The organism is Streptomyces sp. CB02980 (assembly GCF_014451325.2).
In the GTDB taxonomy this organism is placed as follows: domain Bacteria; phylum Actinomycetota; class Actinomycetes; order Streptomycetales; family Streptomycetaceae; genus Streptomyces.
Map to the genome: position 1 here is coordinate 213,648 of NZ_JACSCH020000007.1, position 23,132 is coordinate 236,779.

Annotated in this window: 18 protein-coding genes; 11 read left to right on the top strand and 7 right to left on the bottom strand. The window is 72.5% G+C overall.

What is annotated here, in order from left to right; translation table 11 throughout:
* Window positions 1-95: 95 nt before the first annotated feature.
* Complete coding sequence (locus tag E0F75_RS17330) at window positions 96-1,760, top strand: succinic semialdehyde dehydrogenase (RefSeq protein ID WP_187623407.1); 1,665 nt, start codon at window positions 96-98, stop codon at window positions 1,758-1,760.
* A 53-nt stretch (window positions 1,761-1,813) separates the two neighbouring features.
* Window positions 1,814-3,625, top strand: coding sequence for a GMC family oxidoreductase (locus E0F75_RS17335; protein ID WP_187623408.1), 1,812 nt, complete (start codon window positions 1,814-1,816; stop codon window positions 3,623-3,625).
* Window positions 3,626-4,433: 808 nt separating this feature from the next.
* Here E0F75_RS17335 and E0F75_RS17340 read toward each other — a convergent pair.
* The gene (locus E0F75_RS17340; protein WP_187623409.1) at window positions 4,434-4,727 is read right to left on the bottom strand and encodes a chorismate mutase; all 294 of its coding nucleotides are present in this window, start codon (window positions 4,725-4,727) and stop codon (window positions 4,434-4,436) included.
* A 322-nt stretch (window positions 4,728-5,049) separates the two neighbouring features.
* Here E0F75_RS17340 and guaA point away from each other — a divergent pair, with 322 nt between their 5' ends.
* The 4 genes from guaA (at window position 5,050) to E0F75_RS17360 (ending at window position 9,684) form a co-directional block, all read left to right on the top strand.
* Window positions 5,050-6,642: a glutamine-hydrolyzing GMP synthase gene (gene guaA / locus E0F75_RS17345; protein ID WP_187623410.1), complete on the top strand. Its 1,593-nt coding sequence runs from the start codon at window positions 5,050-5,052 to the stop codon at window positions 6,640-6,642.
* A gap of 150 nt (window positions 6,643-6,792) precedes the next feature.
* Window positions 6,793-7,581: a class II aldolase/adducin family protein gene (locus E0F75_RS17350; RefSeq protein WP_187623411.1), complete on the top strand. Its 789-nt coding sequence runs from the start codon at window positions 6,793-6,795 to the stop codon at window positions 7,579-7,581.
* Between the two features lie 177 nt (window positions 7,582-7,758).
* Window positions 7,759-8,991 (top strand): hypothetical protein, encoded by a 1,233-nt coding sequence (locus tag E0F75_RS17355; protein ID WP_374115407.1) that lies wholly within the window; start codon window positions 7,759-7,761, stop codon window positions 8,989-8,991.
* A 93-nt stretch (window positions 8,992-9,084) separates the two neighbouring features.
* Entirely contained in the window at window positions 9,085-9,684 is a 600-nt protein-coding gene (locus E0F75_RS17360) for a DoxX family protein (protein WP_187623413.1), read from the top strand.
* On the opposite strand, the gene E0F75_RS17365 is transcribed toward E0F75_RS17360, so the two are convergent.
* The gene (locus E0F75_RS17365) at window positions 9,594-9,854 is read right to left on the bottom strand and encodes a hypothetical protein (protein ID WP_187623414.1); all 261 of its coding nucleotides are present in this window, start codon (window positions 9,852-9,854) and stop codon (window positions 9,594-9,596) included. The two genes, E0F75_RS17360 and E0F75_RS17365, sit on opposite strands and share 91 nt — an antisense overlap.
* Window positions 9,841-11,187 carry a PspC domain-containing protein gene (locus tag E0F75_RS17370; RefSeq protein WP_187623415.1) on the bottom strand — a complete coding sequence of 449 codons (1,347 nt, stop codon included), beginning with the start codon at window positions 11,185-11,187 and terminating at the stop codon, window positions 9,841-9,843. Before E0F75_RS17370 ends, E0F75_RS17365 begins: the two co-directional genes overlap by 14 nt.
* A 157-nt stretch (window positions 11,188-11,344) precedes the next feature.
* Here E0F75_RS17370 and E0F75_RS17375 point away from each other — a divergent pair, with 157 nt between their 5' ends.
* The gene (locus tag E0F75_RS17375; protein WP_187623416.1) at window positions 11,345-12,607 is read left to right on the top strand and encodes an ATP-binding protein; all 1,263 of its coding nucleotides are present in this window, start codon (window positions 11,345-11,347) and stop codon (window positions 12,605-12,607) included.
* On the top strand, window positions 12,604-13,317 hold the full coding sequence (locus E0F75_RS17380; protein WP_187623417.1) for a response regulator transcription factor: 714 nt from the start codon (window positions 12,604-12,606) through the stop codon (window positions 13,315-13,317). Before E0F75_RS17375 ends, E0F75_RS17380 begins: the two co-directional genes overlap by 4 nt.
* Before the next feature lie 52 nt (window positions 13,318-13,369).
* Here E0F75_RS17380 and E0F75_RS17385 read toward each other — a convergent pair whose 3' ends face one another.
* Window positions 13,370-14,479 (bottom strand): C40 family peptidase, encoded by a 1,110-nt coding sequence (locus E0F75_RS17385; RefSeq protein WP_187623418.1) that lies wholly within the window; start codon window positions 14,477-14,479, stop codon window positions 13,370-13,372.
* A gap of 343 nt (window positions 14,480-14,822) precedes the next feature.
* On the opposite strand from E0F75_RS17385, the gene E0F75_RS17390 reads away from it, so the two are divergent.
* Window positions 14,823-15,176, top strand: a complete 354-nt coding sequence (locus E0F75_RS17390; protein ID WP_187623419.1) for a hypothetical protein — start codon at window positions 14,823-14,825, stop codon at window positions 15,174-15,176.
* A gap of 135 nt (window positions 15,177-15,311) precedes the next feature.
* On the top strand, window positions 15,312-17,762 hold the full coding sequence (gene pcrA, locus E0F75_RS17395) for a DNA helicase PcrA (protein WP_187623420.1): 2,451 nt from the start codon (window positions 15,312-15,314) through the stop codon (window positions 17,760-17,762).
* A gap of 74 nt (window positions 17,763-17,836) precedes the next feature.
* Here the strand turns inward: pcrA and E0F75_RS17400 are convergent, their stop codons facing one another.
* The gene (locus tag E0F75_RS17400; RefSeq protein WP_194481062.1) at window positions 17,837-19,561 is read right to left on the bottom strand and encodes a M23 family metallopeptidase; all 1,725 of its coding nucleotides are present in this window, start codon (window positions 19,559-19,561) and stop codon (window positions 17,837-17,839) included.
* Window positions 19,562-19,781: 220 nt separating this feature from the next.
* A complete protein-coding gene (locus tag E0F75_RS17405; protein WP_187623422.1) occupies window positions 19,782-20,570 on the bottom strand; it encodes a triacylglycerol lipase in 789 nt (262 codons plus the stop codon).
* A gap of 304 nt (window positions 20,571-20,874) precedes the next feature.
* On the opposite strand from E0F75_RS17405, the gene E0F75_RS17410 reads away from it, so the two are divergent.
* Window positions 20,875-21,282, top strand: a complete 408-nt coding sequence (locus tag E0F75_RS17410) for a cobalamin B12-binding domain-containing protein (RefSeq protein WP_187623423.1) — start codon at window positions 20,875-20,877, stop codon at window positions 21,280-21,282.
* A gap of 143 nt (window positions 21,283-21,425) precedes the next feature.
* Here E0F75_RS17410 and E0F75_RS17415 read toward each other — a convergent pair whose 3' ends face one another.
* The gene (locus tag E0F75_RS17415) at window positions 21,426-23,114 is read right to left on the bottom strand and encodes a DUF5691 domain-containing protein (protein ID WP_229312708.1); all 1,689 of its coding nucleotides are present in this window, start codon (window positions 23,112-23,114) and stop codon (window positions 21,426-21,428) included.
* Window positions 23,115-23,132: the final 18 nt, after the last annotated feature.

Below are 23,132 nucleotides of genomic sequence, written 5' to 3' on the forward strand. Positions count from 1 at the left end.
TATATGCCAGTGATCGCTGGCGCGATGTGCGCACCCGGTGAAAACGCGTTACCGACGGGTACCCAAAGGGCGGAACGGCGCCTACGCTCGGGCCCATGACGGACTCGCAGGCCCCCGCCGCCCCCTCGGTTCCCGACGTCCCCGCCGCACAGGCCGGAGCCGCCGCGCCCGCCGGGGCGACCAACCCGGTCGCGGCCGCGCCCGCCGGCGCCCGCACGGCCGACGACGTCGTGACGCCCGAGGTGGTCGCCCGGCTGACGCGCGGTGTCGTCGGCTCCGGCCGGACCGCCAACCACACCCCGTTCACCGGGGCGAAGCTGGCGGACCTGCCCGAGTCCACCCCCGAGGACGTCGCCGAGGCCTTCACGCGCGCGCGTGGCGCCCAGGCCGCCTGGGCCGCCACCCCGGTCAGGGCCCGCGCCGCCGTCCTCCTGCGCTTCCACGACCTGGTCCTCCAGCGCCAGTCCGAGGTCCTCGACCTCATCCAGCTGGAGACGGGCAAGGCGCGCCTGCACGCCCACGAGGAGGTGCAGGCGGTCGCCGTCGCCGCCCGCCACTACGGCCGCAAGGCCTCCTCGTACCTGAAGCCCCGCCGCCACACCGGCGTCGTGCCGACCCTCACCAAGGTGACCGAGCTGCGTCAGCCGCGCGGTGTCGTCGGCCAGATCGCCCCCTGGAACTACCCGCTCGAACTCTCCGTCGGCGACGCGCTCCCCGCCTTCGTCTCGGGCAACGCCGTCGTCATGAAGCCCGACACGGAGACCGCGCTCACCGCGCTCTGGGCCCGTGACCTGCTCATCGAGGCCGGGCTGCCCGCCGAGGTCTTCCAGGTCGTCCTCGGCGACGGCCCGGTCGTCGGCCCCGAGGTCGTCAAGCACGCCGACTACGTCTCCTTCACCGGCTCCACCCGTACCGGCCGCGAGGTCGCGCAGGGCGCCGCCGCCCGGCTCGTCGGCGTCTCCCTCGAACTCGGCGGCAAGAACGCGATGCTCGTCCTGAAGGACGCCGACATCGAGAAGGCCGCCGCCGGAGCCGTCCGCGCCTGCTTCTCCTCCGCCGGCCAGCTCTGCATCTCCATCGAGCGCCTCTACGTGCACGAGTCGATCGCCGACGTCTTCCTGGACCGCTTCGCCGCCCGCACCAAGGCCATGCGGCTCGGCAACTCCCTCGCGTACGGCGCCGACATGGGCTCGCTCGTCGGCGACCGCCAGCTGGAGACCGTCACGAAGCATGTCGAGGAGGCCGTCGCCAAGGGCGCCACGCTCGTCGCCGGCGGAGTCGCCCGCCCCGACATCGGCCCCCTCTTCTTCGAGCCGACCATCCTCGACGGCGTCGAGGCCCCGATGGCGGTCTGCGGGGAGGAGACCTTCGGCCCGGTCGTCTCGATCTACCGCTTCCGCGACGAGGACGAGGTCGTCGACCTCGCCAACGCCACCCCGTACGGTCTGAACTCCTCCGTCTGGACGAAGGACTCGCGCCGGGGCCACGCGGTCGCGGCCCGGCTGCGCACCGGCACCGTCAACATCAACGAGGGGTACGCCCCCGCCTACGGCAGCGTGCAGTCCCCGATGGGCGGCATGAAGGACTCCGGGCTCGGCCGCCGCCACGGCTCGGAGGGCATCCTCAAGTACACCGAGGCCCAGACCGTCGCCCAGCAGCGGCTGATCCCGCTCGCGCCCTCCTTCGGGATGGACGACGAGAAGTACGCCGCGTTCATGAGCGTGTCCCTGAAGGCGATGAAGGCCCTGCGTCTGCGCTGAGCCGGCGCTGCGCCTCCCCATCCCGACTGTCCCCTTTTCGTACGAGGAGAGCCATGACCGCGGTACCCCCTACCCAAAATCAGGAGCAGGCGGAGGACGAGGCGTACGACTACGACGTCCTCGTCGTCGGCTCCGGCTTCGGCGGCTCGGTCACCGCGCTCCGCCTCACCGAGAAGGGCTACCGGGTCGGCGTCCTGGAGGCCGGGCGCCGCTTCACCCGCGCGACCCTGCCGAAGAACTCCTGGGACGTGAAGAACTTCCTGTGGGCCCCCGCCCTCGGCCTCTACGGCATCCAGCGGATCCACCTGCTCGGCAACGTCATGGTGCTCGCGGGCGCCGGCGTCGGCGGCGGCTCCCTGAACTACGCCAACACCCTCTACGAGCCGCTCGCGCCGTTCTTCGACGACCCGCAGTGGAAGGACATCACGGACTGGCGCGAGGAGCTGAGCCCCTACTACGACCAGGCCAAGCGCATGCTCGGCGTCCGGATCAACCCGACCATGACCCCGTCGGACGTCCACCTCAAGGCGACCGCACAGAGCATGGGCATCGGCGACACGTTCCACATGGCGCCCGTCGGGGTGTTCTTCGGGGACGGGCAGGACGGCGACGGGACGGCGAAGGCGAAGCCGGGCGGCGAGGTGCCCGACCCGTTCTTCGGCGGCGCCGGACCCTCCCGCAAGGCCTGCACCGAGTGCGGCGAGTGCATGACCGGCTGCCGGCACGGCGCCAAGAACACCCTCAACGAGAACTACCTCCACCTCGCCGAGAAGGCGGGCGCGGCCGTCCACCCCATGACCTCGGTCGTCGCGGTCACCGAGGACTCGCGGGGCGGCTACGCCGTCAAGACCCTCCCCTCCGACAACCGGAAGAAGGGCAAGGGCCGTACCTTCACGGCCCGCAAGGTCGTCATCGCCGCCGGCACGTACGGCACCCAGACCCTGCTGCACCGGATGAAGGACACCGGCCTGCTGCCCCGGATCTCGGCCCGGCTCGGCGAGCTGACCCGTACCAACTCCGAGGGTCTCGTCGGCTCGCAGACCACCGACCGGCGCTACCGGAAGAAGCACGGCAAGGAGAGGGCCGACTTCACCCGCGGCGTCGCCATCACCTCCTCGATCCACCCCGACGAGAACACCCACATCGAGCCCGTGCGGTACGGCAAGGGCTCCAACTCGATGGGCGCGCTGACGATCCTCCAGGTGCCGTATGGCGCGCACCGGGTCCGCAGGTGGCTGCTCGAACTCGTCAAGCACCCCGCGCTCGCGGCCCGCTCGCTGTCCAACCGGCGCTGGTCGGAGCGGACCATCATCGGCCTCGTCATGCAGTCCCTGGACAACTCGCTGACCACCTACCGCAAGCCGGGCGGCATCGGGAAGGGCCTGCTCACCGCCCGCCAGGGCCACGGGGCCCCCAATCCGACCCAGATCGAGGCGGCGACCAAGGCCGCCGCCCTCCTCGCCGAGGAGATCAACGGCTTCGCCGGCTCCAACGTCGGCGAGCTGATGGGCACGCCGCTGACCGCCCACTTCCTCGGCGGCTGCCCGATCGGCGCGGACGCCGGGTCCGGTGTCATCGACCCGTACCACCGGCTCTTCGGGCACCCGGGGATCTCCGTCGTCGACGGCGCGGCCGTCTCCGCGAACCTCGGCGTGAACCCGTCGCTGACGATCACCGCGCAGGCGGAGCGGGCGATGTCCTTCTGGCCGAACAAGGGCGAGGAGGACCCGCGGCCGCGGCAGGGCGAGTCGTACGTACGGATCGCGGCGGTCGAGCCCAAGTCCCCCGCGGTCCCGGCCGAGGCCTTCGGCGCGCTGCGGCTGCCGTTCCTGGGGATGCCGGTGGTCCCGCCCAAGGCGTCGTGAACCGACGCGGGTGGCCGGCAGGCACCTGTGGCCGAGACAGGTAAGGGGCGCTGCACCCCCCTCCGAGTGCAGCGCCCCTACCAGCTTTGGTGTTGCTGCATAGATGACCCGCGACCGGTGGGGAAGGTTGTAGCGGTTGCACAGGATCTTCGTGTGACGCGCGTCACGCCGGAGGGGGTGTGTGCGGACAAGGGCCCCGTGGCGCGATTCCGGTCGCGGCACGGGGCCCTTGGGGTCGGCACCGGTGTCAGGGCAGCGGCGGTGCCGAGCGGGGCGGCGCCGGGGGGTTGCGCCGCGTGGGAGAGGGTTCTGCGGGGGGCGAGACGGGTTCGGGGTCTCGGGGAACTCGGGGGATCTTGAGGGGTTCGCACTGTGCTGGCGGTCGTGGGGGCCACGACCGGAAGAGCCGGTTGCGGCCGGCCCCGAGCGTCCCCGGGGCCGACCGCTCCTTCTGGGTGACCGGGCTGCTGTCCCCTGCTGTCCGGTCACAAGCGCTGGTGCGAGGTCCCACGACGTACCGGAGGTACGCCACACGCCCCAGCGAAGCCACGCGTGGTTTCATTTCGGGCCCGCCCCTGGCTGGCACGGACACCCGGACCAACGAAGCCGGGCCGGAGCCGGTCACGCGCCGTACGGGTGAGAGCGGGCCCGAACTCAGATCCGGGGACGCACCCGGATATGCGAGCGCACGCTCAGCCACGGGAACGCGCCCGGGTGACGCGAAGGCACGCTCAGCTGCGGGAACGCGCCCGGTGGCGAGGGCACGCACGGCTCAGCCACGGGAACGCGCCCGGTGGCGAGGGCACGCTCAGATGCGGCCCCGGCACAGCTCCAGCATCGTCATCGCCAGCGCCGTGCCCGGCTTGCCGAGGGCGTCCCTGTAGTGGCCGAGGACCTCCATCTCGCGGGTCAGGTTCACCCGGCGGCCGCCGGAGGAGATCCGTGCCTCCTGGATGACGGCCGAGACGGCCATCCGTTCCTGGATGAGACCGATGATCCGGTCGTCGAGCGCGTCGATGCGCTCGCGGGCGCCGCCGATCAGCGTCGCCGCCTCGTCGGTGCGGGCGCCGGTCTTCTCGGGGGTTGCGGTGTTCGTCGTCATGGCGGGGCTCCTGGGGTGTCGGATGCCCCGGGGCGAACCGGCCCGGGAACGACAGAACGCCCCGGGCTGTCAGCCCGGGGCGCCTGGGAAGTCGCTTGTCAGTTGCTCAAGCAGCACGACCATGGCAGCCGGTGGGCCGGTTGCCATAGGTAAAGACGAAGGTCGTGAGCTTGCGCATGGCGACAGTATGGACCCCGGCGACGGACCGGAGCCAACCCGGGTTCGGATGGTGAGACGAAAAGTGCTACCGGCGCGCCGGTAGAATCGACAAATAGCACCCCCCTTCGGGGGACCCTCCTCCTACCGCCGGAAGGCCGCCGTAGTGTCATCAGCGACCCCCGCTGCCGCGCCCGACGTCACCAACCCGGACGTAGTCCTCGTTGTCGACTTCGGCGCCCAGTACGCCCAGCTCATCGCCCGCCGCGTCCGCGAGGCCCGGGTCTACAGCGAGATCGTCCCGTCCACCATGCCGGTGGCCGAGATGCTGGCCAAGAACCCGAAGGCGATCATCCTCTCCGGCGGCCCGTCCTCGGTGTACGCCGAGAACGCCCCCCGCCTCGACCGCGAGATCTTCGAGGCGGGCGTCCCCGTCTTCGGCATGTGCTACGGCTTCCAGCTGATGGCGACGACCCTCGGTGGCACCGTCGACAACACCGGCGCCCGCGAGTACGGCCGGACCGGGCTGCACGTCTCCAAGGCCGGCTCCACCCTCTTCGAGGGCACCCCGGTCGAGCAGTCCGTGTGGATGTCGCACGGCGACGCCTGCTCCGCCGCCCCCGAGGGCTTCGCCGTCACCGCCTCCACGGACGTCGTGCCGGTCGCCGCCTTCGAGAACGACGAGAAGAAGCTCTACGGCGTCCAGTACCACCCCGAGGTGCTGCACTCCACGCACGGCCAGCAGATCCTGGAGCACTTCCTCTACCGCGGCGCCGGCATCGAGCCCAGCTGGACCACGGGCAACGTGATCGAGGAGCAGGTCGCGGCCATCCGCGCCCAGGTCGGCGACAAGCGCGCCGTCTGCGGCCTCTCCGGCGGCGTCGACTCCGCCGTGGCCGCCGCCCTCGTGCAGAAGGCCATCGGCTCGCAGCTCACCTGCGTGTACGTCGACCACGGCCTCATGCGCAAGGGCGAGACCGAGCAGGTCGAGAAGGACTTCGTCGCCTCCACCGGCGTCAACCTCAAGGTCGTCGACGCGCAGGAGCGCTTCCTCACCGCCCTCGCCGGCGTCTCCGACCCGGAGACCAAGCGCAAGATCATCGGCCGTGAGTTCATCCGCGTCTTCGAGCAGGCGCAGCTGGAGATCCTCCAGGAGGACGGCCCCGAGGTCGCGTTCCTCGTGCAGGGCACCCTCTACCCGGACATCGTCGAGTCCGGCGGCGGCACCGGCACGGCCAACATCAAGTCCCACCACAACGTGGGCGGCCTCCCCGACGACATCGAGTTCGAGCTCGTCGAGCCGCTGCGGCAGCTCTTCAAGGACGAGGTCCGCATGGTCGGCCAGGAGCTCGGCCTGCCCGAGGAGATCGTCCAGCGCCAGCCGTTCCCCGGCCCCGGCCTCGGCATCCGCATCGTCGGCGAGGTCACCAAGGAGCGCCTGGACCTGCTGCGCGAGGCCGACGCCATCGCCCGCGAGGAGCTCACCGCCGCCGGTCTCGACCGCGAGATCTGGCAGTGCCCGGTCGTCCTGCTCGCCGACGTCCGCTCCGTGGGCGTCCAGGGCGACGGCCGCACCTACGGTCACCCGATCGTCCTGCGTCCCGTCTCCTCCGAGGACGCCATGACGGCCGACTGGTCGCGCCTGCCGTATGACGTGCTCGCCAAGATCTCGACCCGCATCACCAACGAGGTCGAGGACGTCAACCGGGTCGTCCTCGACGTCACCAGCAAGCCGCCGGGCACCATCGAGTGGGAGTAGTCGCACCCGCTCCCTGAGCCTGCCGAAGCCGCCGCCCCCGCGTCCGTCGCGCGGGGCGGCGGCTTCGTCGTGTCCGGCCCCTCGCGAAGGCGCCTTTCCGTGGTGTCCGGACTCTGGTGACTTGACCGGCCGGGCATTACCTTCCGGCGCATGAGCGTGATACCCGACCCCGTTCCCGTCGACCGGCTCCACTTCGCCATGCCGCCCGTCCACGCGACGGCCGAGGAGGAACGCACCCACCGCAAACAGCGGCTCGCCGGCGCGCTCCGGGTCTTCGGGCGGTTCGGTTACGAGGAGGGCGTCTCGGGCCACATCAGCGCCCGTGACCCCGAACTCCCCGACTGCTACTGGGTGAACCCCTTCGGGGCGCCGTTCGAGGAGATCGCCGCGAGCGACCTCATCCTGGTCAACGGCGACGGGCAGGTCGTACGGGGTGGGCAGCACGTCAACCAGGCCGCGTTCACCGTCCACGCCCAGGTCCACCGGGCCCGGCCCGACGCCGTGGCCGTCGCCCACACCCACTCCCTCCACGGCCGGGCCCTCGCCTCGCTCGGCGAACTCCTCGACCCGATCACCCAGGAGGCCTGCGCCTTCTACCAGGACCACGCCCTCTACGACGCCTACACCGGCGTCACCGTGGACCCCGAGGAAGGACGCCGGATCGCCCTCGCGCTCGGTACGTTCAAGGCGATCGTGCTCCGCAACCACGGGCTGCTCACCGTCGGCGCCTCCGTCGATGCGGCCGCCTGGTGGTTCATCGCCCTGGAGCGCTGCGCCCAGGTGCAGCTGGCCGCGCGGGCGGCCGGGAAACCGGTCCTGATCGACCACCGCGAGGCCGTCGCGACCCGCGAACAGCTCGGCAGCGACCTCGTCGCCTGGATCAACTACCAGCCCCTGTGGCGCAGGATCAGCCGCACGGAGCCCGAACTCCTGTCGTAACACCATCGCTTCACCTTTCTGTACGTCAATGCGATGGCGCGGCAATCACCCTCCGGCGGGGCGCACGCGGCAGGTGCGGGAGCCGCCGGTACGACACAATTCCGTGGAACCAACGGCTGGTTGACCCCTCGGGACGCACCGGTACGTGTCGTGAAGTGAGCTCGGGAAGTGAGCACCGTGGCGGTTCAAGAGGCGAGACAGTACGGCGAGCACGCGACGGCCTGCGCGGGCTGCGCCCACTGCGGACAGACCGGCCACCGGCGTGCCGTCGCCGCCTTCCTCGCACGGCGCGACGAACTCGCCGCCGGGCACGGCGTCCCCGCGGCCGTCGCCCACTCCCCGGTCGCCGCCCGCCAGTGGGTCTCCGACGAGCTCGCCCAGTCCGCCCGCGCGGTGGCCGTGCACGGCCGGGAGGCCGGTGTGGCCTGGTTCGACCGGGTCCGGCGCGGGGGGCTCGCCGCGGTCTGGGGCGCCGTCGTCGTCCTGCTCCTCGGCCAGGCCCTCACCGCCGTCGGCGGCGGCTGGACAGGGGCCCGGACGGCCGGCCTCTGCACCGCCCTGGTCCTCGCCGCCCTGCTCAGCGCCGCCGCCCACGCCCACCGCTCCCGCGGCGGACTGCTCGCCCCGCTGATCGGCGAGGACAACCGGCTCTCCACCTCCCGCGCCGTGGCCGCGTCCTGGCTTCTTCTTCTCGGCTACGCCCTGGTCTTCCTGGCCTTCCTGTCACCGGGCGCGGGTGCCTTCGGCCTTGCCCGGGGCGCCGGTCTGCTGACCGTCCTCGCCCTGGTGTCGGCCGTCACCGTGACCGCCCGGCTCGTCGTCGCGGCGGGGATCGCGTCGCGCCGTCTCCAGAAGGTGCGCGCCGACCGGCCGCGCGCCGCCGATCTGCTCTGCGACGACAGCGGCCGGGCCGCGCTCGCCGACGTCCAGTACGTCCTCGTCTCCGGTTCCGTCCTGGTCCTGACGGCCGTCGCCCTCGCCCACGACCCGGCCGGGCTCCCCGGGGTGCCCTGGTCCCTCGTACTCCTCGTCGGCGTCTCGGCCGTCTGGCACCTCGCCGCGAAGTACACCGAGGGCGTCCGCCCCACGATCCACTCCGTGGTCAGGTCCCGGGAGGCCGGTGACCTCGACGCCCCGATCCGCACGGGCGACGACATCGAGATCCGCGGCTGCGGTTTCGTCCCGCCCGGGGCCGGTGCTCCCGACCCGCTGACCCGTCTGGTCGTCCGTATCGGCCCGGTCCACGCCCATGTGCCGCTGGTCCCGGTCCCGGGCGGCTTCGCCAACCCCACCGACGCCGCCCTGACCGTCCCCCTCCCGGCGGACGTGGAACCGGGCCGGGTGGAGGTCTCGGTCGTGACGGCGGCGGGCGTCGAGACCAACCGGGTCACGATCGACGTCGTGGATTGATCCCTCCGGCCCTCCTTCCCGTATCCCTTCACGGGCCGGGCGAGGAGAATCGTTCCGCGAACAGTCGTACGGGGCGAGGAGAGGTGACCGACGATGACGGGACACGCGGACCGGGCGGACGGCGCGGCCGGCGGGACCGGTGGCGCGGGCGGTACGAGCGGCCCGGACGGCACCCGAGGCGCGGGCGGGACGGGCGGCGCGGGCCGGGCCGGTGCCGTCGGCGCGCTCGACCGGTGGAAGGCGCTCGGCTCCCGCTACGCACTCCTCCCGCTCCGGATCTTCCTCGGCGTCACCTTCATCTACGCCGCGTTCGACAAGCTCACCGACTCCGCCTTCTTCGCCGACTCGGGCACGGGCTCCATCGGCGAGATGATGACCGGCGTCCGCGACAGCTCGGCCATCCCCGCCCTGGTCGACCTCGCCCTCAAGAACCCCGCCGGCTTCGGCTACGCCATCGCCTTCGGGGAACTCGCCGTCGGGATCGGGACCCTGGTGGGTCTCTTCGCCCGCGTGGCGGCGCTCGGCGGCGCCCTGATCTCCCTGAGCCTCTGGCTGACCGTGAGCTGGCAGGTGAACCCGTACTACCTCGGCAACGACCTCGCCTATCTGATGGCCTGGCTGCCGCTGGTGCTGGCCGGGGCGGCGGTGCTGTCGCTCGACCGGCTCCTCGCCGAGCGGCGCCGGACGCGGTAGACGATCCAGGTCACGAGGCCGGCCGTGCCCAGGCCGCCGAAGAGGACCGGGAACACGACGTACCACGGGGTCGTCCAGGCCCCGGTGGCGTCGCCCGCGTAGAGCCCGGCCAGGGCGAGGGCGGTGAGGCCGGCGATCATCCTGCCGGGGCGGAACTCATGAAGCAGCACGGGTGACCTCCACCTGTCCGATGCTGACCTTGAGAGAGAGGACGAGGGTGCCCGCCGGGGTGGTCCCGGCCGGCGGGTTCAGGGTCCGGGTCTCGTCGCGGTCCGGCGAGATGTCGATGTCGTTCGCCGGCTCGCCCGGCAGCCGCAGATCGCCCAGTCCCACCTGTGCGTGGAGCTTCACGACCGCGTTCTTCGGGATGATCACCTCGAGCCGGCCGGCGCCCACCTCGATCGACGACGACACGGTCGTGCCCACCGGGACCGCCAGCGTCGACAGATCGAGCGTGCCGACCCCGGTCCCCAGCTCGTAGCGCGGCTGCACGGCGGCGACCGACGCCGGTTTCCACGTCTCGCGGATCCACTCCGTGGTGATCTGGCCGGGCACCGCCGTGGTCAGGGCGAGCAGGCCCGCCGTGACCACGGTGAGGAAGATCGTGCCGAACCCGGTCCTGCCCAGGAAGCTGCTGACGACCAGACCGAGGCCGAACACCGCGAGGGCGGCGACCAGACCGGTCTGCAGGCTCGTGCCCAGCGGCTCGCTCTCCCAGGTCAGAGAAGTGCCGATCACCGCCGCGACCATGGCGAGCAGATAGACGAGACCACCGATGGAGAACGGGCTCCGCCGGATCGAGGGCTTCGGGCGCCCGGGGGCGGCGGCTTCGGCGTTCCACCGGCCCCCCGGCTTCGGCACCTCGCCGTCCACCCGACCGTCCTGGTCCAGGATGCCCTGCGGCCCCCACAGGTAGCCGATGGCCACCTTGCCCGTCGAACCGTCCTTGACGATCGGGTCCCGCCACCACGAGGGGAACTCGACGAGCGGCGGGGCCTTGGTCTCGGGCGGGGCCTCGGCGACCGGCCGGGTGGCCGTCGCCGCGTCCGCCCGTCCCTCCGCCTCCACCGCGCCGGCCTGCCGGTGCCGCGACCAGATCGCCGCCGACGACAGCGCGAACGCCACCAGGAGGGCCGAGCCCAGCATCGACCCGCTGTGCAGCATCGACAGGAAGACCCCGCAGCCCACCAGCGCCATCAATATGGCGGCCAGCGTGCCCCCGGAGACGCGGCCGGTCAGCAGTCTGCGCCCGTCGTTCTCCTCCTCGCCGTCGAGCGGGATCAGCAGCCACGCGAAGCCGTAGAAGATCAGCCCGAGACCGCCCGGCACCGCGAGCACGCCGACCACCACCCGGAAGATCACCGGGTCCAGGTCGAAGTACCGGCCGAGGCCACCGCAGACACCGCCCACGACCTTGCTGCCGCGCGAGCGCCGCAGGGGAGGGGCGGAGACGGCCTCCGCCGGCGGCGTGGCCTCGTGCTGCGAAGGCATCGAACTCGTCATGCGTCCATGGTGACGGCCCGTGACGCCGAGCGGCACCGGGGCCGACCCTGGCCCGACCCTGATATTCGGCGCCCCCGCCGCCCCCGGGGCGGTACCAGGGACGATCTCAGGGCCGACCCTGATGTCCAGGGCGGGCCGAACGTGTGACGATCGGTGCATGTCCGCAGCCGCTCGTGTCACCGAGACCGACGAACCGCCCGTGCGCAGGCTCTACCGGAGCGCCGACGGGCGATGGCTCGGCGGTGTCGCGCGCGGCCTCGCCGGCCACCTCGGGCTGCCGGTCGTCTGGGTCCGCATGGCCTTCGTGGTCATGTGCTTCCTGGACGGCCTCGGGCTCCTGATCTACGCGGCCTTCTGGATCGTCGTCCCGCTCGGCGTCGGCGGCCGGACCGCCCCGCGCCCCGTCTTCGAGACCACGCCCGACGGGCGCCGCAGACTGCGCAAGCCCGACCGGGGGCAGGTCTTCGCCCTCATCGTGCTCGCGATCGGCGCCGCGCTGCTCATCGGGAACATCAGCGTCGACGGCGAGTCCGGCCGATACGTCTGGCCCCTGCTCCTCGTCGGCGGCGGCGTCGCCCTGGTCTGGCGCCAGGCGGACAACGCCCGCCGGGCCAGCTGGACCGAACCCGGCCGCCGCACGCGCGCCCTCCAGCTCGCCCGCGGCCTCGTGGGCGTCGCCCTGGTCGGCACCGGCCTCGCCGTCTTCGTGGTGGTCCGCGGCTCCGTCGCCCAGCTCGGCACGGCCCTCACCGCCGCCGTCGCCGTCCTCACCGGGATAGCCCTGCTCTCCGGCCCGTGGCTGGTCCGGATGTCGCAGGACCTCACGGAGGAGCGGACCATGCGCATCCGCGCCCAGGAGCGCGCCGAGGTCGCGGCCCACGTCCACGACTCCGTGCTGCACACCCTCACCCTGATCCAGCGCAACGCCGAGGACGCGGGCGAGGTCCGCCGGCTCGCCCGCGCCCAGGAGCGCGAGCTGCGGAACTGGCTCTACAAGCCCGAGGGCACCGGCAGGGACGAGGAGCCCGAGACCCTCGCCGAGGCGGTGAAGAAGGCGGCGGCCGAGGTGGAGGACAAGCACGGGGTCCCGATCGAGGTGGTCGTCGTCGGCGACTGCCCGCTCGACGAAGGCCTTGTCGCGCAGATGCAGGCCGCGCGCGAGGCGATGGTCAACGCCGCGAAGTACGGTGGCGAGGGCGGGGCCGTGCAGGTCTATGCGGAGGTCGAGGGCCGCACGGTGTTCGTCTCGGTCCGGGACCGGGGGCCGGGATTCGACCTCGACGCGGTCCCCGAGGACAGGATGGGCGTACGAGAATCGATCATCGGCCGGATGCAGCGCAACGGCGGCACGGCCCGGCTGCGGTCCGTGCCGGGCGGGGGCACCGAAGTGGAGCTTGAGATGGAGAGGGCGGACGGATGAGCGACGAGACCGGGCAAGCGACCGGAACCGAGGCGGGGGCGGGCACGGAGCGCCGGGTGCGGGTGGTGCTCGTCGACGACCACCGGATGTTCCGTACGGGAGTGCAGGCCGAGATCGGCCGCACCGACGTCACCGGCGTCGAGGTGGTCGGCGAGGCCGCCGACGTCGACCAGGCGGTCACCGTCATCACGGCGACCCGCCCCGAGGTCGTCCTCCTCGACGTGCACCTTCCGGGCGGCGGCGGGGTCGAGGTGCTGCGGCGCTGCGCGAGCCTGATGAGCGCGACGGAGAACCCGGTGCGCTTCCTCGCCCTGTCCGTCTCGGACGCGGCCGAGGACGTCATCGGGGTGATCCGGGGCGGCGCCCGGGGCTATGTCACCAAGACGATCACCGGTACCGACCTGGTCGACTCGATCTTCCGGGTCCAGGAGGGCGACGCCGTCTTCTCGCCCCGGCTCGCCGGATTCGTCCTGGACGCCTTCGCGTCGACGGACGCGCCGCCGGTGGACGAGGACATGGACCGGCTGACCCAGCGGGAGCGGGAGGTGCTGCGGCTGATCGCCCGCGGATACGCGTACAAGGAGATCGCCAAGCAGCTCTACATCTCCGTGAAGACGGTCGAGTCGCACGTCTCGGCGGTGCTGCGCAAGCTCCAGCTCTCCAACCGCCACGAGCTGACCCGCTGGGCCACCGCCCGCCGCCTGGTCTGAGCCCGGCACCGGTCCGATCCGCCGGTCCGGGCCCGGTGCGGAGCAGGCTGCGTCAGCCCACCCGGGTCGCTCCCGCGAAGGGCATCTCGTCGATGGGGGCGACCCTGACGGGTGCGCCGGGGCGGGGGGCGTGAATCATCTGGCCGCCGCCGATGTAGAGCCCGACGTGGCTGATCCCGGAGTAGAAGAAGATCAGGTCACCGGGGGCGAGCTGGGACCGGGAGACGCGCCGGCCCGCGTTGATCTGGGTGTACGTGGTGCGCGGCAGCGAGACGCCGGCCGCGCGCCAGGCCGCCTGGGTGAGGCCCGAGCAGTCGTACGCCGAGGGGCCCGTCGCCCCCCACACGTACGGCTTGCCGAGCTGGGCGCGGGCGAAGGAGACGGCCTCGGCGGCCCGGCCGTTCGGCGCGGTCACCGGCCCGCGGTCACCGCCCGACGAGCGGTCGGCGCGCACGGTGGCGGTCGCCGTGTCCGTACCCCCGGTGCCGCCGTTCCCGGCGGAGGTGCCGGAGCCGTCGCGGCCCGCCTCGGCGGCCTGGTACCGGGCGCGTTCCTCCGCGGTCAGCCGGGCGAGCAGGGTCCGTGCCGCCTGGAGCTTGCCGAGGACGGCCGCCTTCTGCCGCCGCAGCTCCGTCTCGTGCTCGCGCAGCGCGTCCAGGTGTCCCGTCGACTCGGCGCGCAGCTGCCGGACGGCGGCGAGCTCGCGGCGTACGGCGCTGACGGCGGCCGCCTGCCGGTCCCCGGCCCGCTCGGCGAGCGCGGCCCGCTCCAGGTACTGGTCGGGGTTCGAGGTGAGGGCGAGCTGGACGGCCGGGTCGAGGCCCCCGGACCGGTACTGGGCGGCGGCCATGGCCCCGAGCCCGTCCCGCGCGGTGTTGAGCCGCTGGGTCCTGCGGGCGGCCTCGTCGCGCAGCCGCTCGAACGCGGCGCGGGCCTCGTCGGCCTTCTCCTTCGCCCCGTTGTACCGCTCGGTCGCGACCTCCGCCTCCTCGTACAGCCGGTCGACCTTCTCCTTGACCTGGGCGGTGGTGGGACGGGGTTCGGCGTGCCCGGACCCCTCGAAGAGCGTCGCGGTCGCGGCGGAGGCGAGGGCGAGCGTGGCGGCGGTGCGGCCCGCCTGACCACCGAGGGGGGACTGCTTGGGTTTTCGGTGTGCTGCCACGAGGGCGGGTCACATCCTCTGCCTGGGGGAGACGGGCCCGCCGGGCCGACGGCGGGCCGCACAGGGGAGACGGACCGCCGCCGGGTTTTCTCGGCGGGGGTGACCGACAACCGCCGGATCGCCGGCGGTGGTGGGGAGCCGGCCACCTGGTGAAGGACGCTAAACCTGGGGTCACGCCCGGGCGGCGGGATGACCGCTATTGGCGACACTTGGCGGTCGGCGACCGATGTCTTTCGCCCGGGGGGCCGGGCCGAGGGGCATTCCGGCGGCCGTCCGACCGAAGCGACGGAGCGGGTGGACCCGGCCGGAAGGCGGTGCTAAGACCCCGGTTAGGCTCCGGCCCATGGACGTACTCATCAATGTCTTCGTCGCACTGCACATCATCGGTATCGCCGCCCTGCTGGGCGGATTCCTCACCCAGATGAAGGCGATGGGGGCCGGTACGGCCCGCTTCGGCCCCGTGATGCTGCACGGCGCGCTGACCATGCTCGTCACGGGCGTCGCGCTGGTCGGCCTGAACCAGGCGGACGACCAGAGCGTCGACAACCTCAAGATCGGCATCAAGCTCGGGATCCTCGTCGTGATCCTCGCCCTCGTCTACGTCAAGCGCGACGAGGAGCGGGTCGAGAAGGGTCTCTTCGCCGCCGTCGGCGGTCTGACCATGGCGAACATCTTCATCGCGACCCTCTGGACGTGACCCTCGGGACATGACCCGGGACCCCTCCGGGGAGCGGCCGGCCGCGCGGGTGTGACCGGTACCGCAGGCCGACGAGGAAGGCGGGTCCCGAAGGCGGGCCCGGATGTCGGTGGGGCGTCCTAGACTCGTGAGGCGATGAGCAGCCTCTTTGACGACAGCTTCCTGGCCGGCCTCCAGAACCACTCCTCGGAGGAGCCCCCGCCCCACCCCGAGGACCACGAGCACGGCTCCCCGGCCGGGGAGGACGTCCCGCACGACCTCTTCGGGGAGCACTTCGACGTGCCCCCGCCCGCCCGGGACACCCACTACCGCGACGGCGCCCCCCGCCCCGTCGTGGACACCGCCGCGCTCCTGGACGGGCTGAACGAGCAGCAGCGCGCCGCCGTCGTGCACACCGACACCCCGCTGCTCATCGTCGCCGGAGCCGGCTCCGGCAAGACCCGGGTGCTCACCCACCGCATCGCCCACCTGCTGGGCACGCGGCACGTGCACCCCGGCCAGATACTGGCGATCACCTTCACGAACAAGGCCGCCGGCGAGATGAAGGAGCGCGTCGAGCAGCTCGTCGGACCCCGCGCCAACGCCATGTGGGTGATGACCTTCCACAGCGCCTGCGTCCGCATCCTGCGCCGCGAGTCGAAGAAGCTCGGCTTCACGTCCTCCTTCTCGATCTACGACGCCGCCGACTCCAAGCGCCTGATGTCCCTGGTCTGCCGCGACCTGGACCTCGACCCGAAGAAGTTCCCGCCGAAGTCCTTCAGCGCCAAGATCTCGAACCTCAAGAACGAGCTGATCGACGAGGAGACCTTCGCCGACCAGGCCGTCGACGGCTTCGAGAAGACGCTCGCCGAGGCCTACCGGATGTACCAGGCGCGGCTGCGCGAGGCCAACGCCCTGGACTTCGACGACATCATCATGACGACGGTCCATCTGCTCCAGGCGTTCCCGGACGTCGCCGAGCACTACCGCCGCCGCTTCCGGCACGTCCTCGTCGACGAGTACCAGGACACCAACCACGCCCAGTACACCCTCGTGCGGGAGCTCGTCGGCACCGGCTACGAGGACCTCGGCCCCGCCGAGCTGTGCGTCGTGGGTGACGCCGACCAGTCGATCTACGCCTTCCGCGGCGCCACCATCCGCAACATCCTCCAGTTCGAGGAGGACTACCCGGACGCGACGACGATCCTCCTGGAGCAGAACTACCGCTCCACGCAGACGATCCTCTCCGCCGCGAACGCCGTCATCGAGCGCAACGAGTCCCGCCGCCCCAAGAACCTCTGGACGAACGCCGGCGCGGGCTCGCAGATCACGGGCTACGTCGCCGACACCGAGCACGACGAGGCCCAGTTCGTCGCCGACGAGATCGACCGGCTCACGGACGCGGGCGAGGCCAAGGCCGGAGACGTCGCCGTCTTCTACCGGACCAACGCCCAGTCGCGAGTCTTCGAAGAGATCTTCATCCGCGTCGGACTGCCCTACAAGGTCGTCGGCGGCGTGCGCTTCTACGAGCGCAAGGAGGTCCGGGACGTCCTCGCCTACCTGCGCGTCCTCGCCAACCCCGAGGACAACGTCCCGCTGCGCCGCATCCTCAACGTCCCCAAGCGGGGCATCGGCGAGCGCGCCGAGGCGATGATCGACGCCCTGTCGCTGCGCGAGAAGATCACCTTCCCGCAGGCCCTCAAGCGGGTCGACGAGGCGTACGGCATGGCGGCCCGCTCGGCGAACGCCGTCAAGCGGTTCAACGCCCTGATGGACGAGCTGCGCACCGTCGTCGAGTCCGGCGCCGGCCCCGCCGTCGTCCTGGAGGCCGTCTTCGAGCGTACGGGCTACCTCGCCGAGCTCCAGGCCTCGACCGACCCGCAGGACGAGACCCGGATCGAGAACCTCCAGGAACTCGCCGCGGTGGCCCTGGAGTTCGAGCAGGAGCGCGGCGAGGAGCCCGCGACCCTCGCCGAGTTCCTGGAGAAGGTCGCGCTCGTCGCCGACTCCGACCAGATCCCGGACGATGACGAGGAGGGCCGGGGCGTCATCACCCTGATGACGCTGCACACCGCCAAGGGCCTCGAATTCCCCGTGGTGTTCCTGACGGGCATGGAGGACGGCGTCTTCCCGCACATGCGCGCCCTCGGCCAGGCGAAGGAACTGGAGGAGGAGCGGCGCCTCGCGTACGTGGGCATCACCCGCGCGCGGGAGCGGCTCTACCTGACGCGCTCGTCGATGCGCAGCGCCTGGGGACAGCCCTCGTACAACCCGGCCTCACGCTTCCTGGAGGAGATCCCGCCCGCGTACCTGGAGTGGAAGCGGACCGGTCCGATGGTGAAGCCCGCCGGGCCGACCTCGGGGATCACCTCCTCGCTCTCCTCCTCCCGCTCGCGCTCCGGCCCCTCGGGCTTCGCGACCCGGCGTGCGGGGGAGAAGCCGGTCATCTCCCTCCAGGTCGGCGACCGGGTCACGCACGACCAGTTCGGCCTCGGCACGGTCATGACGGTGACCGGCGCGGGCGGGGACGCCCAGGCGACGATCGACTTCGGCGACGAGAAGCCGAAGCGGCTGCTGCTGCGGTACGCGCCGGTCGAGAAGCTGTAGCGGCGGAGACGGCATACGCGAGCGGGCCCCGGCCGAAGAAGCCGGGGCCCGCTCGCGTACGCGAGGTGTGGAGGTCAACTGGTCGGGTCGAGACCGTGGCTGCGCAGCCAGGCCAGCGGGTCGATCGCGTAGCCGCCGCCCGGCCGGACCTCGAAGTGCAGGTGCGGGCCGGTGGAGTTGCCGGTGTCGCCGGAGTACGCGATGACGTCGCCGGCCTTCACCTGGCCGTAGCGGATCTTGGCGCTGCTGAGGTGGCAGTACCAGGTCTCGGTGCCGTCGGGCGCGGTCACGATCACCATGTTGCCGTAGGCGCTGTTGATCTGGGTGCGGACGGTGCCGTCCGTCGCGGCCATCACGGGCGTGCCGGTCTGCACGGGGAAGTCGATGCCGGTGTGCACGGACATCCAGTTGACGCCGGACTGGCCGAAGCGCGCGCTGAGCCGGTGGAGTTCCACCGGCAGCATGTACTTGGGACGCAGCGCCTCCTTGCGGGCCGCCTCCTCCTCGCGCTTCTTCTTGTCGGCCGCCTGGCGTGCCTTGAGGTCGATGCGCTCCTGGGTGCGGCTCGCGCGGTCGCCGAAGTCGCGGGCGTCGGCGCTGAGCGCGGCGAGCTGCGTGTCGAGGGCGTTGTTGGCGGCGACCTGCTTCACGGACGCCGGGTCGGCGGCGGCGAGCGCGGTCGTGTCCTCCTTCTTCGCACCGTCGGCGGCTCCGGTGAGCCCGCCGACGGAGGCGGCGGCGATGCCGGCGACTCCCATGACGCAGGCGGAGGGAACGGCGACGGTCAGCAGAGCCGAGCGCTTGGCGGGGGTACGGCGGCGGCCGCGGCTGCCGTTGGAGGAGCGGCGCACGGGGCGGCCGGCGAGGGGGGAGTCCGTGCGGACCTCGACGGCGGTCTGGTCGTCGACGTCGGAGGGGTCGGCGTCGTGCTCGTCGTGGGCCTCGCGGGCCACGTGACGGTCCTCGTCCTCGTGGCCGTCGTGGCCGGCCCGGTCGTGGGCGGGCTCGAAGTCGTCGAGGTCCGCGTGGGCCTCTGCGGTGCCGGCCTCGGTCTCGGGGAGGTACTCGAACGCGAACTCCGCGGTGTGCTCGGGACCCGGCGTGTACTGCTGGGGGACGACCGGCTCGGCCTCCTGGGCCGCCTGGTTCCACGCGGTCGCGTCGTACGCGCCGGTGTCGGTCGCGAAGGCGGGGGCGGCCCACTGGCCGGTCGCGTCGTAGGACTCGTATCCGTACGCCCCCTGAGCGGCGTAGGCGCCGGCGTGGAGGGTCTCGTACTGGCCGGTGTGCTGGGCCTCGGTCCAGGCGGAGGCGTCCCACTGGCCGGTGGCGTCGTACGCGGGGGTGGTGCCGTGCTGTGCGGCCGTCGTGTCGTACTGCCCGGTCGTCGTCTCGTACGGACCGGTCGAGGTCCCGTGCGTGCCGGTGGTGTCGTAGGCGCCGGTGGTGTTCCACTGCCCGGTGGTGTCCCACTGACCGGTCGTGTCGTACTGGCCGGTGGTGGTGGCGTACTGCCCCGTCATGTCGTACTGGCCGGTCGCGGCGTACTGCGTGGCGTCGTACTGCCCGGTCGCCGTTCCGTACTGCTCCGCCGCCGTCGTTCCGTACTGCTCCGTGGTTCCGTACTGCTCCGCCGTCCCGTACGTGCCGGTGACGTCGTATCCGCCGAGGTTCCACTGTCCGCTCTGGTCCGCCCCGCCGTCGCCGTAGGCGCCGAAGAGAGGGTCGGTGGCGAAACTGCCGGTGGAGTGGGCGCCGTCTCCGACGTACCCGGCGTGGGGGTGCTGGTCGTTCACCAACGTCTCTCTCGCCTCGGCAGCAGGACCAGTCCGGGGCGGGCCCGACGAGGGGTGTCCCGGGGGTAAGCAGTGGCGCGACTGTACCCGGCGGTATGCGCAGCCGACAATCTTCGGCGGTGTTCGAGGCCGCAGGAAACGGGCAATCGGCCGTGTTTCGCCAGGTCACGGAGAGAGCTTTGGCCTTGTGTTCGAGGAACGTTCGAAGAACGGTGTCGGAGTGTCACGCCACGGACGTGGCGCCCGGCTCCTCCTCGCGTGCTCCCGGGGCCTCCGGACCGCCCGCGTCGAGGGCATCCCGGACCCCGGCGGCCACCGTGGGATGCACCGGCAGCGCGAGATGACCGACCCCGCTGACCCGCACGTTGTGCACGAGCAGGTCCGGGTGGTCGAGCCGCGCCGTCTCCACCGGCACCATGATCTGGTCCAGATCGCTCCAGAAGCTCACGAACCGGGTCCGGCAGCCGGGCGAAGGCCCGGCGAGCTCCCGCAGCACCTCCGAACCGGGCCGCATCTGCCGCACCAGCGGATGCGCGTCGGCGAGCGGGGCCACGCTCGTGCCGGAGTGCGGGGTGCCTAGCATGACCAGGGTGCGCACCCGGCTGTCACCACCCAGCCGCTGTACGTAATAGCGGGCGATGAGCCCGCCCAGACTGTGCCCGACGATGTCGACCTCGGCGTGTCCCGTACGGGCGCGGATCTCGTCCACCCGGCGGCCGAGCAGCTCGGCGGCGGCCCGCAGGTCGCAGGTGAGCGGTGAGTAATTGAGCGACTCGACGCAGTCACGGCCGTTCCGGGTGAGGGAGCGGCGCAGGACGACGAAGACCGAGCGGTTGTCGACGAAACCGTGCAGCAGGACGACCGGGCGCCGGCCCGGGGTCACCGACGGGGGAGGGGCGGGCGCGAGGCGCTCGGCCACGATCCCGGAGGGGTAGAGGACGAGATGGCCGGTGAGGATCGCGAGCTCGAGGGCGGTGGCCTTCATCAGGGCGGTGACCTTGGTGAGCTCCATGGACGGCCTCCCGAACGGCACGCGGGGCCGGACGGTACGCCGGTGCGCCGCGCCTCCGTGCCGCACGGACGGCGGCACGGAGGCGCGGCGGACCTCGTCGCGGCTCCCTTCGCGACCGTGCCCCGCTTGCGGCTGGTGGGCCCAGGAGGAGGGCCCGAAAGCGGGGTACGACGCAGAGCGAACATGTCCCACGTGTGATTTCCCCCTCGCTCGCCGCCGCGAAACAGCCGGGTGCGGGATGCTGGGGATAACGTTCGTTCACCTCCCCGGCAAAGACGCGCGGGGGTCGCATGTGGAGGCAGTGATGGGTGTGACCGGTCCGATCCGCGTGGTGGTTGCCAAGCCGGGTCTCGACGGCCACGATCGCGGGGCCAAGGTGATCGCGCGGGCACTCCGCGACGCCGGCATGGAGGTCATCTACACCGGCCTCCACCAGACGCCCGAGCAGATCGTCGACACCGCGATCCAGGAGGACGCCGACGCGATCGGCCTCTCGATCCTCTCGGGCGCGCACAACACGCTGTTCGTGAAGGTCCTGGAGCTCCTCAAGGACCGTGACGCCGAGGACATCAAGGTCTTCGGCGGCGGCATCATCCCCGACGGGGACATCGCGCCGCTGAAGGAGAAGGGCGTGGCGGAGATCTTCACGCCGGGCGCGACGACCACGTCCATCGTCGACTGGGTGAACGCGAACGTGCGCGTGGCCGCCTGATCCGTGTAACCCGCATGACCGGTGTCATCCGCGGAGCCCGTGTCACCCGTTTCGGTGATAGGTGCCCCGGGCTTCGAAGGGCCCTTCCGCACGGGAGGGCCCTTCGGCGTGCTCGGTCCTCGGGCCTGCCGGGTTCTTGAGTTCTACCGAGCCGGTTCCGTGAGTTCGGCCCTCATCGCCTCGCGCAGCCGCAGCGTGGAGACCAGGCGCTGGAACGCCTCGGACCAATAGCCTCCCGCGCCGGGGGAGATGTCCTCCACCTCCTCGGGCCGGGCCGTCAGGGACTCCAGCTGCCGGGAGGCCTCCGGGGCGAGGCAGCGCTCCGCGAGCCCCATCACCCCGCTGAAGCTCCACGGGTAACTGCCCGCCTCCCGCGCGATGTCGAGGGCGTCGATCACCGCCCCGCCGAGCGGCTCCGCCCACGGCACCTCGCAGACACCGAGCAGCTGGAACGCCTCCGACAGACCGTGGGCCGCGATGAACGACCCGACCCAGCGCGCCCGTTCCTCCGGCGGCAGCGTCGACAGGAGCTGGGCCCGCTCGGCCAGCGACGACGTGCCGGGGCCCGTCGCCGGCGGGGTCGCAGGGGAGCCGAGCAGCGCCCGCGACCAGGCCGCGTCCCGCTGCCGCACGGCCGCCCGGCACCAGGCCGCGTGCAGCTCGGCCTGCCAGTCGTCGGCGACCGGCAGCGCCACGATCTCCTCCGGGCCGCGCCCCCCGAACCTCGGCGGCCAGCAGGACAGCGGCGCGGCCTCGATGAGCTGGCCCAGCCACCAGGACCGCTCGCCCCGACCGGCGGGCGGTGTCGCCGCGAGGCCGTCGCGCTGCATGGCCGAGTCGCACTCGTGCGGGGCCTCCACGGTGATCGTGGGCGACTCCGCCGTCCGGTCGAGACCGACGCAGGTGACCGCGCGGCCCGCCATCCGGCCCGCGAGCGCCGAGGCCGGCAGGGCGGAGAGCAGTTCGGCGGCGGTCGCGCGGACATTGCGGCTGCGGTCGCCGAGGGCCTCCTCCAGGAACTCCTCGTCCGCACCGGACAGTCCGGTCCGCAGCGAGTCGAGGAACATCAGCCGGTCCTCCGCCCGTTCGGCGGACCAGGTGGACGCGAGGAGGGCGAGACCGGCCGCCGGGTCCTCCGTCCGTACGGCGCCGAGCAGGGCGACCCGCTCGGCGAACAGGCCCTCGTCCCACAGGGCGCGCACACCCTCCCGGTCCCCGGGGTCCGGGAGCGAGCTGCCCGCGCCCGCGCCGCGCAGGGCGAACCGCCACTCGGGGTTGAGCCGGGCCAGCCACAGGCCGCGCGGGCCGGCCAGCAGCAGGGCCTGGGGCCGCAGATCGGTGCGGGCCCGGGCCGCGTCGAGGAGGGCGGGCAGGGTGGCGGCCGGTGCCTTGTACCCGCGCTCGTTGGCGAGGGCGAGCCACTGCGGGAGGAGCTCTGCCAGGTCGGGCGCGGCCCCGCGCCGCCCTGCGGGCGAGGGTGCGGCCCGGCCCGCGAGCAGCTGGTCGAGGCGCCGCCGCGCGGCCCCGGGCAGCGGCCGGCGGTGGTCCTCGGGCGCGGGCTCCGGCGGTGGCGCGGCGGGCCCGGGGCGCAGTCCCGCCCTGCGCCGTACGGTGTGCAGCGCGGCGGCGTCGAGCAGCGCGCCCGGCAGGTCACCGCCCGGCAGCCCGGCGAGCCGGGCGGGCACCCGGCGGTCCGTACCGAGCAGGGCCGAGGTGACGAGCTCCTCCCAGCCGCCGTCCTCTCCGCCTCCGTCCGTGCCGGCGTCGTGGCCACGGGTGCCGTCCTCCGTGAGAAGCGCGCAGGCCGTCGGGATCGTCGTGTCCGTCTCCATCGGGGTCCTCCGGTCGGA

Bases quoted from the DNA above. Each gene is read 5' to 3' on its own strand.
- E0F75_RS17330 (WP_187623407.1), top strand. From the start codon at position 96: ATGACGGACTCGCAGGCCCCCGCCGCCCCCTCGGTTCCCGACGTCCCC.
- E0F75_RS17335 (WP_187623408.1), top strand. From the start codon at position 1,814: ATGACCGCGGTACCCCCTACCCAAAATCAGGAGCAGGCGGAGGACGAG.
- E0F75_RS17340 (WP_187623409.1), bottom strand. From the start codon at position 4,727: ATGACGACGAACACCGCAACCCCCGAGAAGACCGGCGCCCGCACCGAC.
- E0F75_RS17350 (WP_187623411.1), top strand. From the start codon at position 6,793: ATGAGCGTGATACCCGACCCCGTTCCCGTCGACCGGCTCCACTTCGCC.
- E0F75_RS17360 (WP_187623413.1), top strand. From the start codon at position 9,085: ATGACGGGACACGCGGACCGGGCGGACGGCGCGGCCGGCGGGACCGGT.
- E0F75_RS17370 (WP_187623415.1), bottom strand. From the start codon at position 11,187: ATGACGAGTTCGATGCCTTCGCAGCACGAGGCCACGCCGCCGGCGGAG.
- E0F75_RS17375 (WP_187623416.1), top strand. From the start codon at position 11,345: ATGTCCGCAGCCGCTCGTGTCACCGAGACCGACGAACCGCCCGTGCGC.
- E0F75_RS17380 (WP_187623417.1), top strand. From the start codon at position 12,604: ATGAGCGACGAGACCGGGCAAGCGACCGGAACCGAGGCGGGGGCGGGC.
- E0F75_RS17390 (WP_187623419.1), top strand. From the start codon at position 14,823: ATGGACGTACTCATCAATGTCTTCGTCGCACTGCACATCATCGGTATC.
- pcrA (WP_187623420.1), top strand. From the start codon at position 15,312: ATGAGCAGCCTCTTTGACGACAGCTTCCTGGCCGGCCTCCAGAACCAC.
- E0F75_RS17405 (WP_187623422.1), bottom strand. From the start codon at position 20,570: ATGGAGCTCACCAAGGTCACCGCCCTGATGAAGGCCACCGCCCTCGAG.
- E0F75_RS17410 (WP_187623423.1), top strand. From the start codon at position 20,875: ATGGGTGTGACCGGTCCGATCCGCGTGGTGGTTGCCAAGCCGGGTCTC.
- E0F75_RS17415 (WP_229312708.1), bottom strand. From the start codon at position 23,114: ATGGAGACGGACACGACGATCCCGACGGCCTGCGCGCTTCTCACGGAG.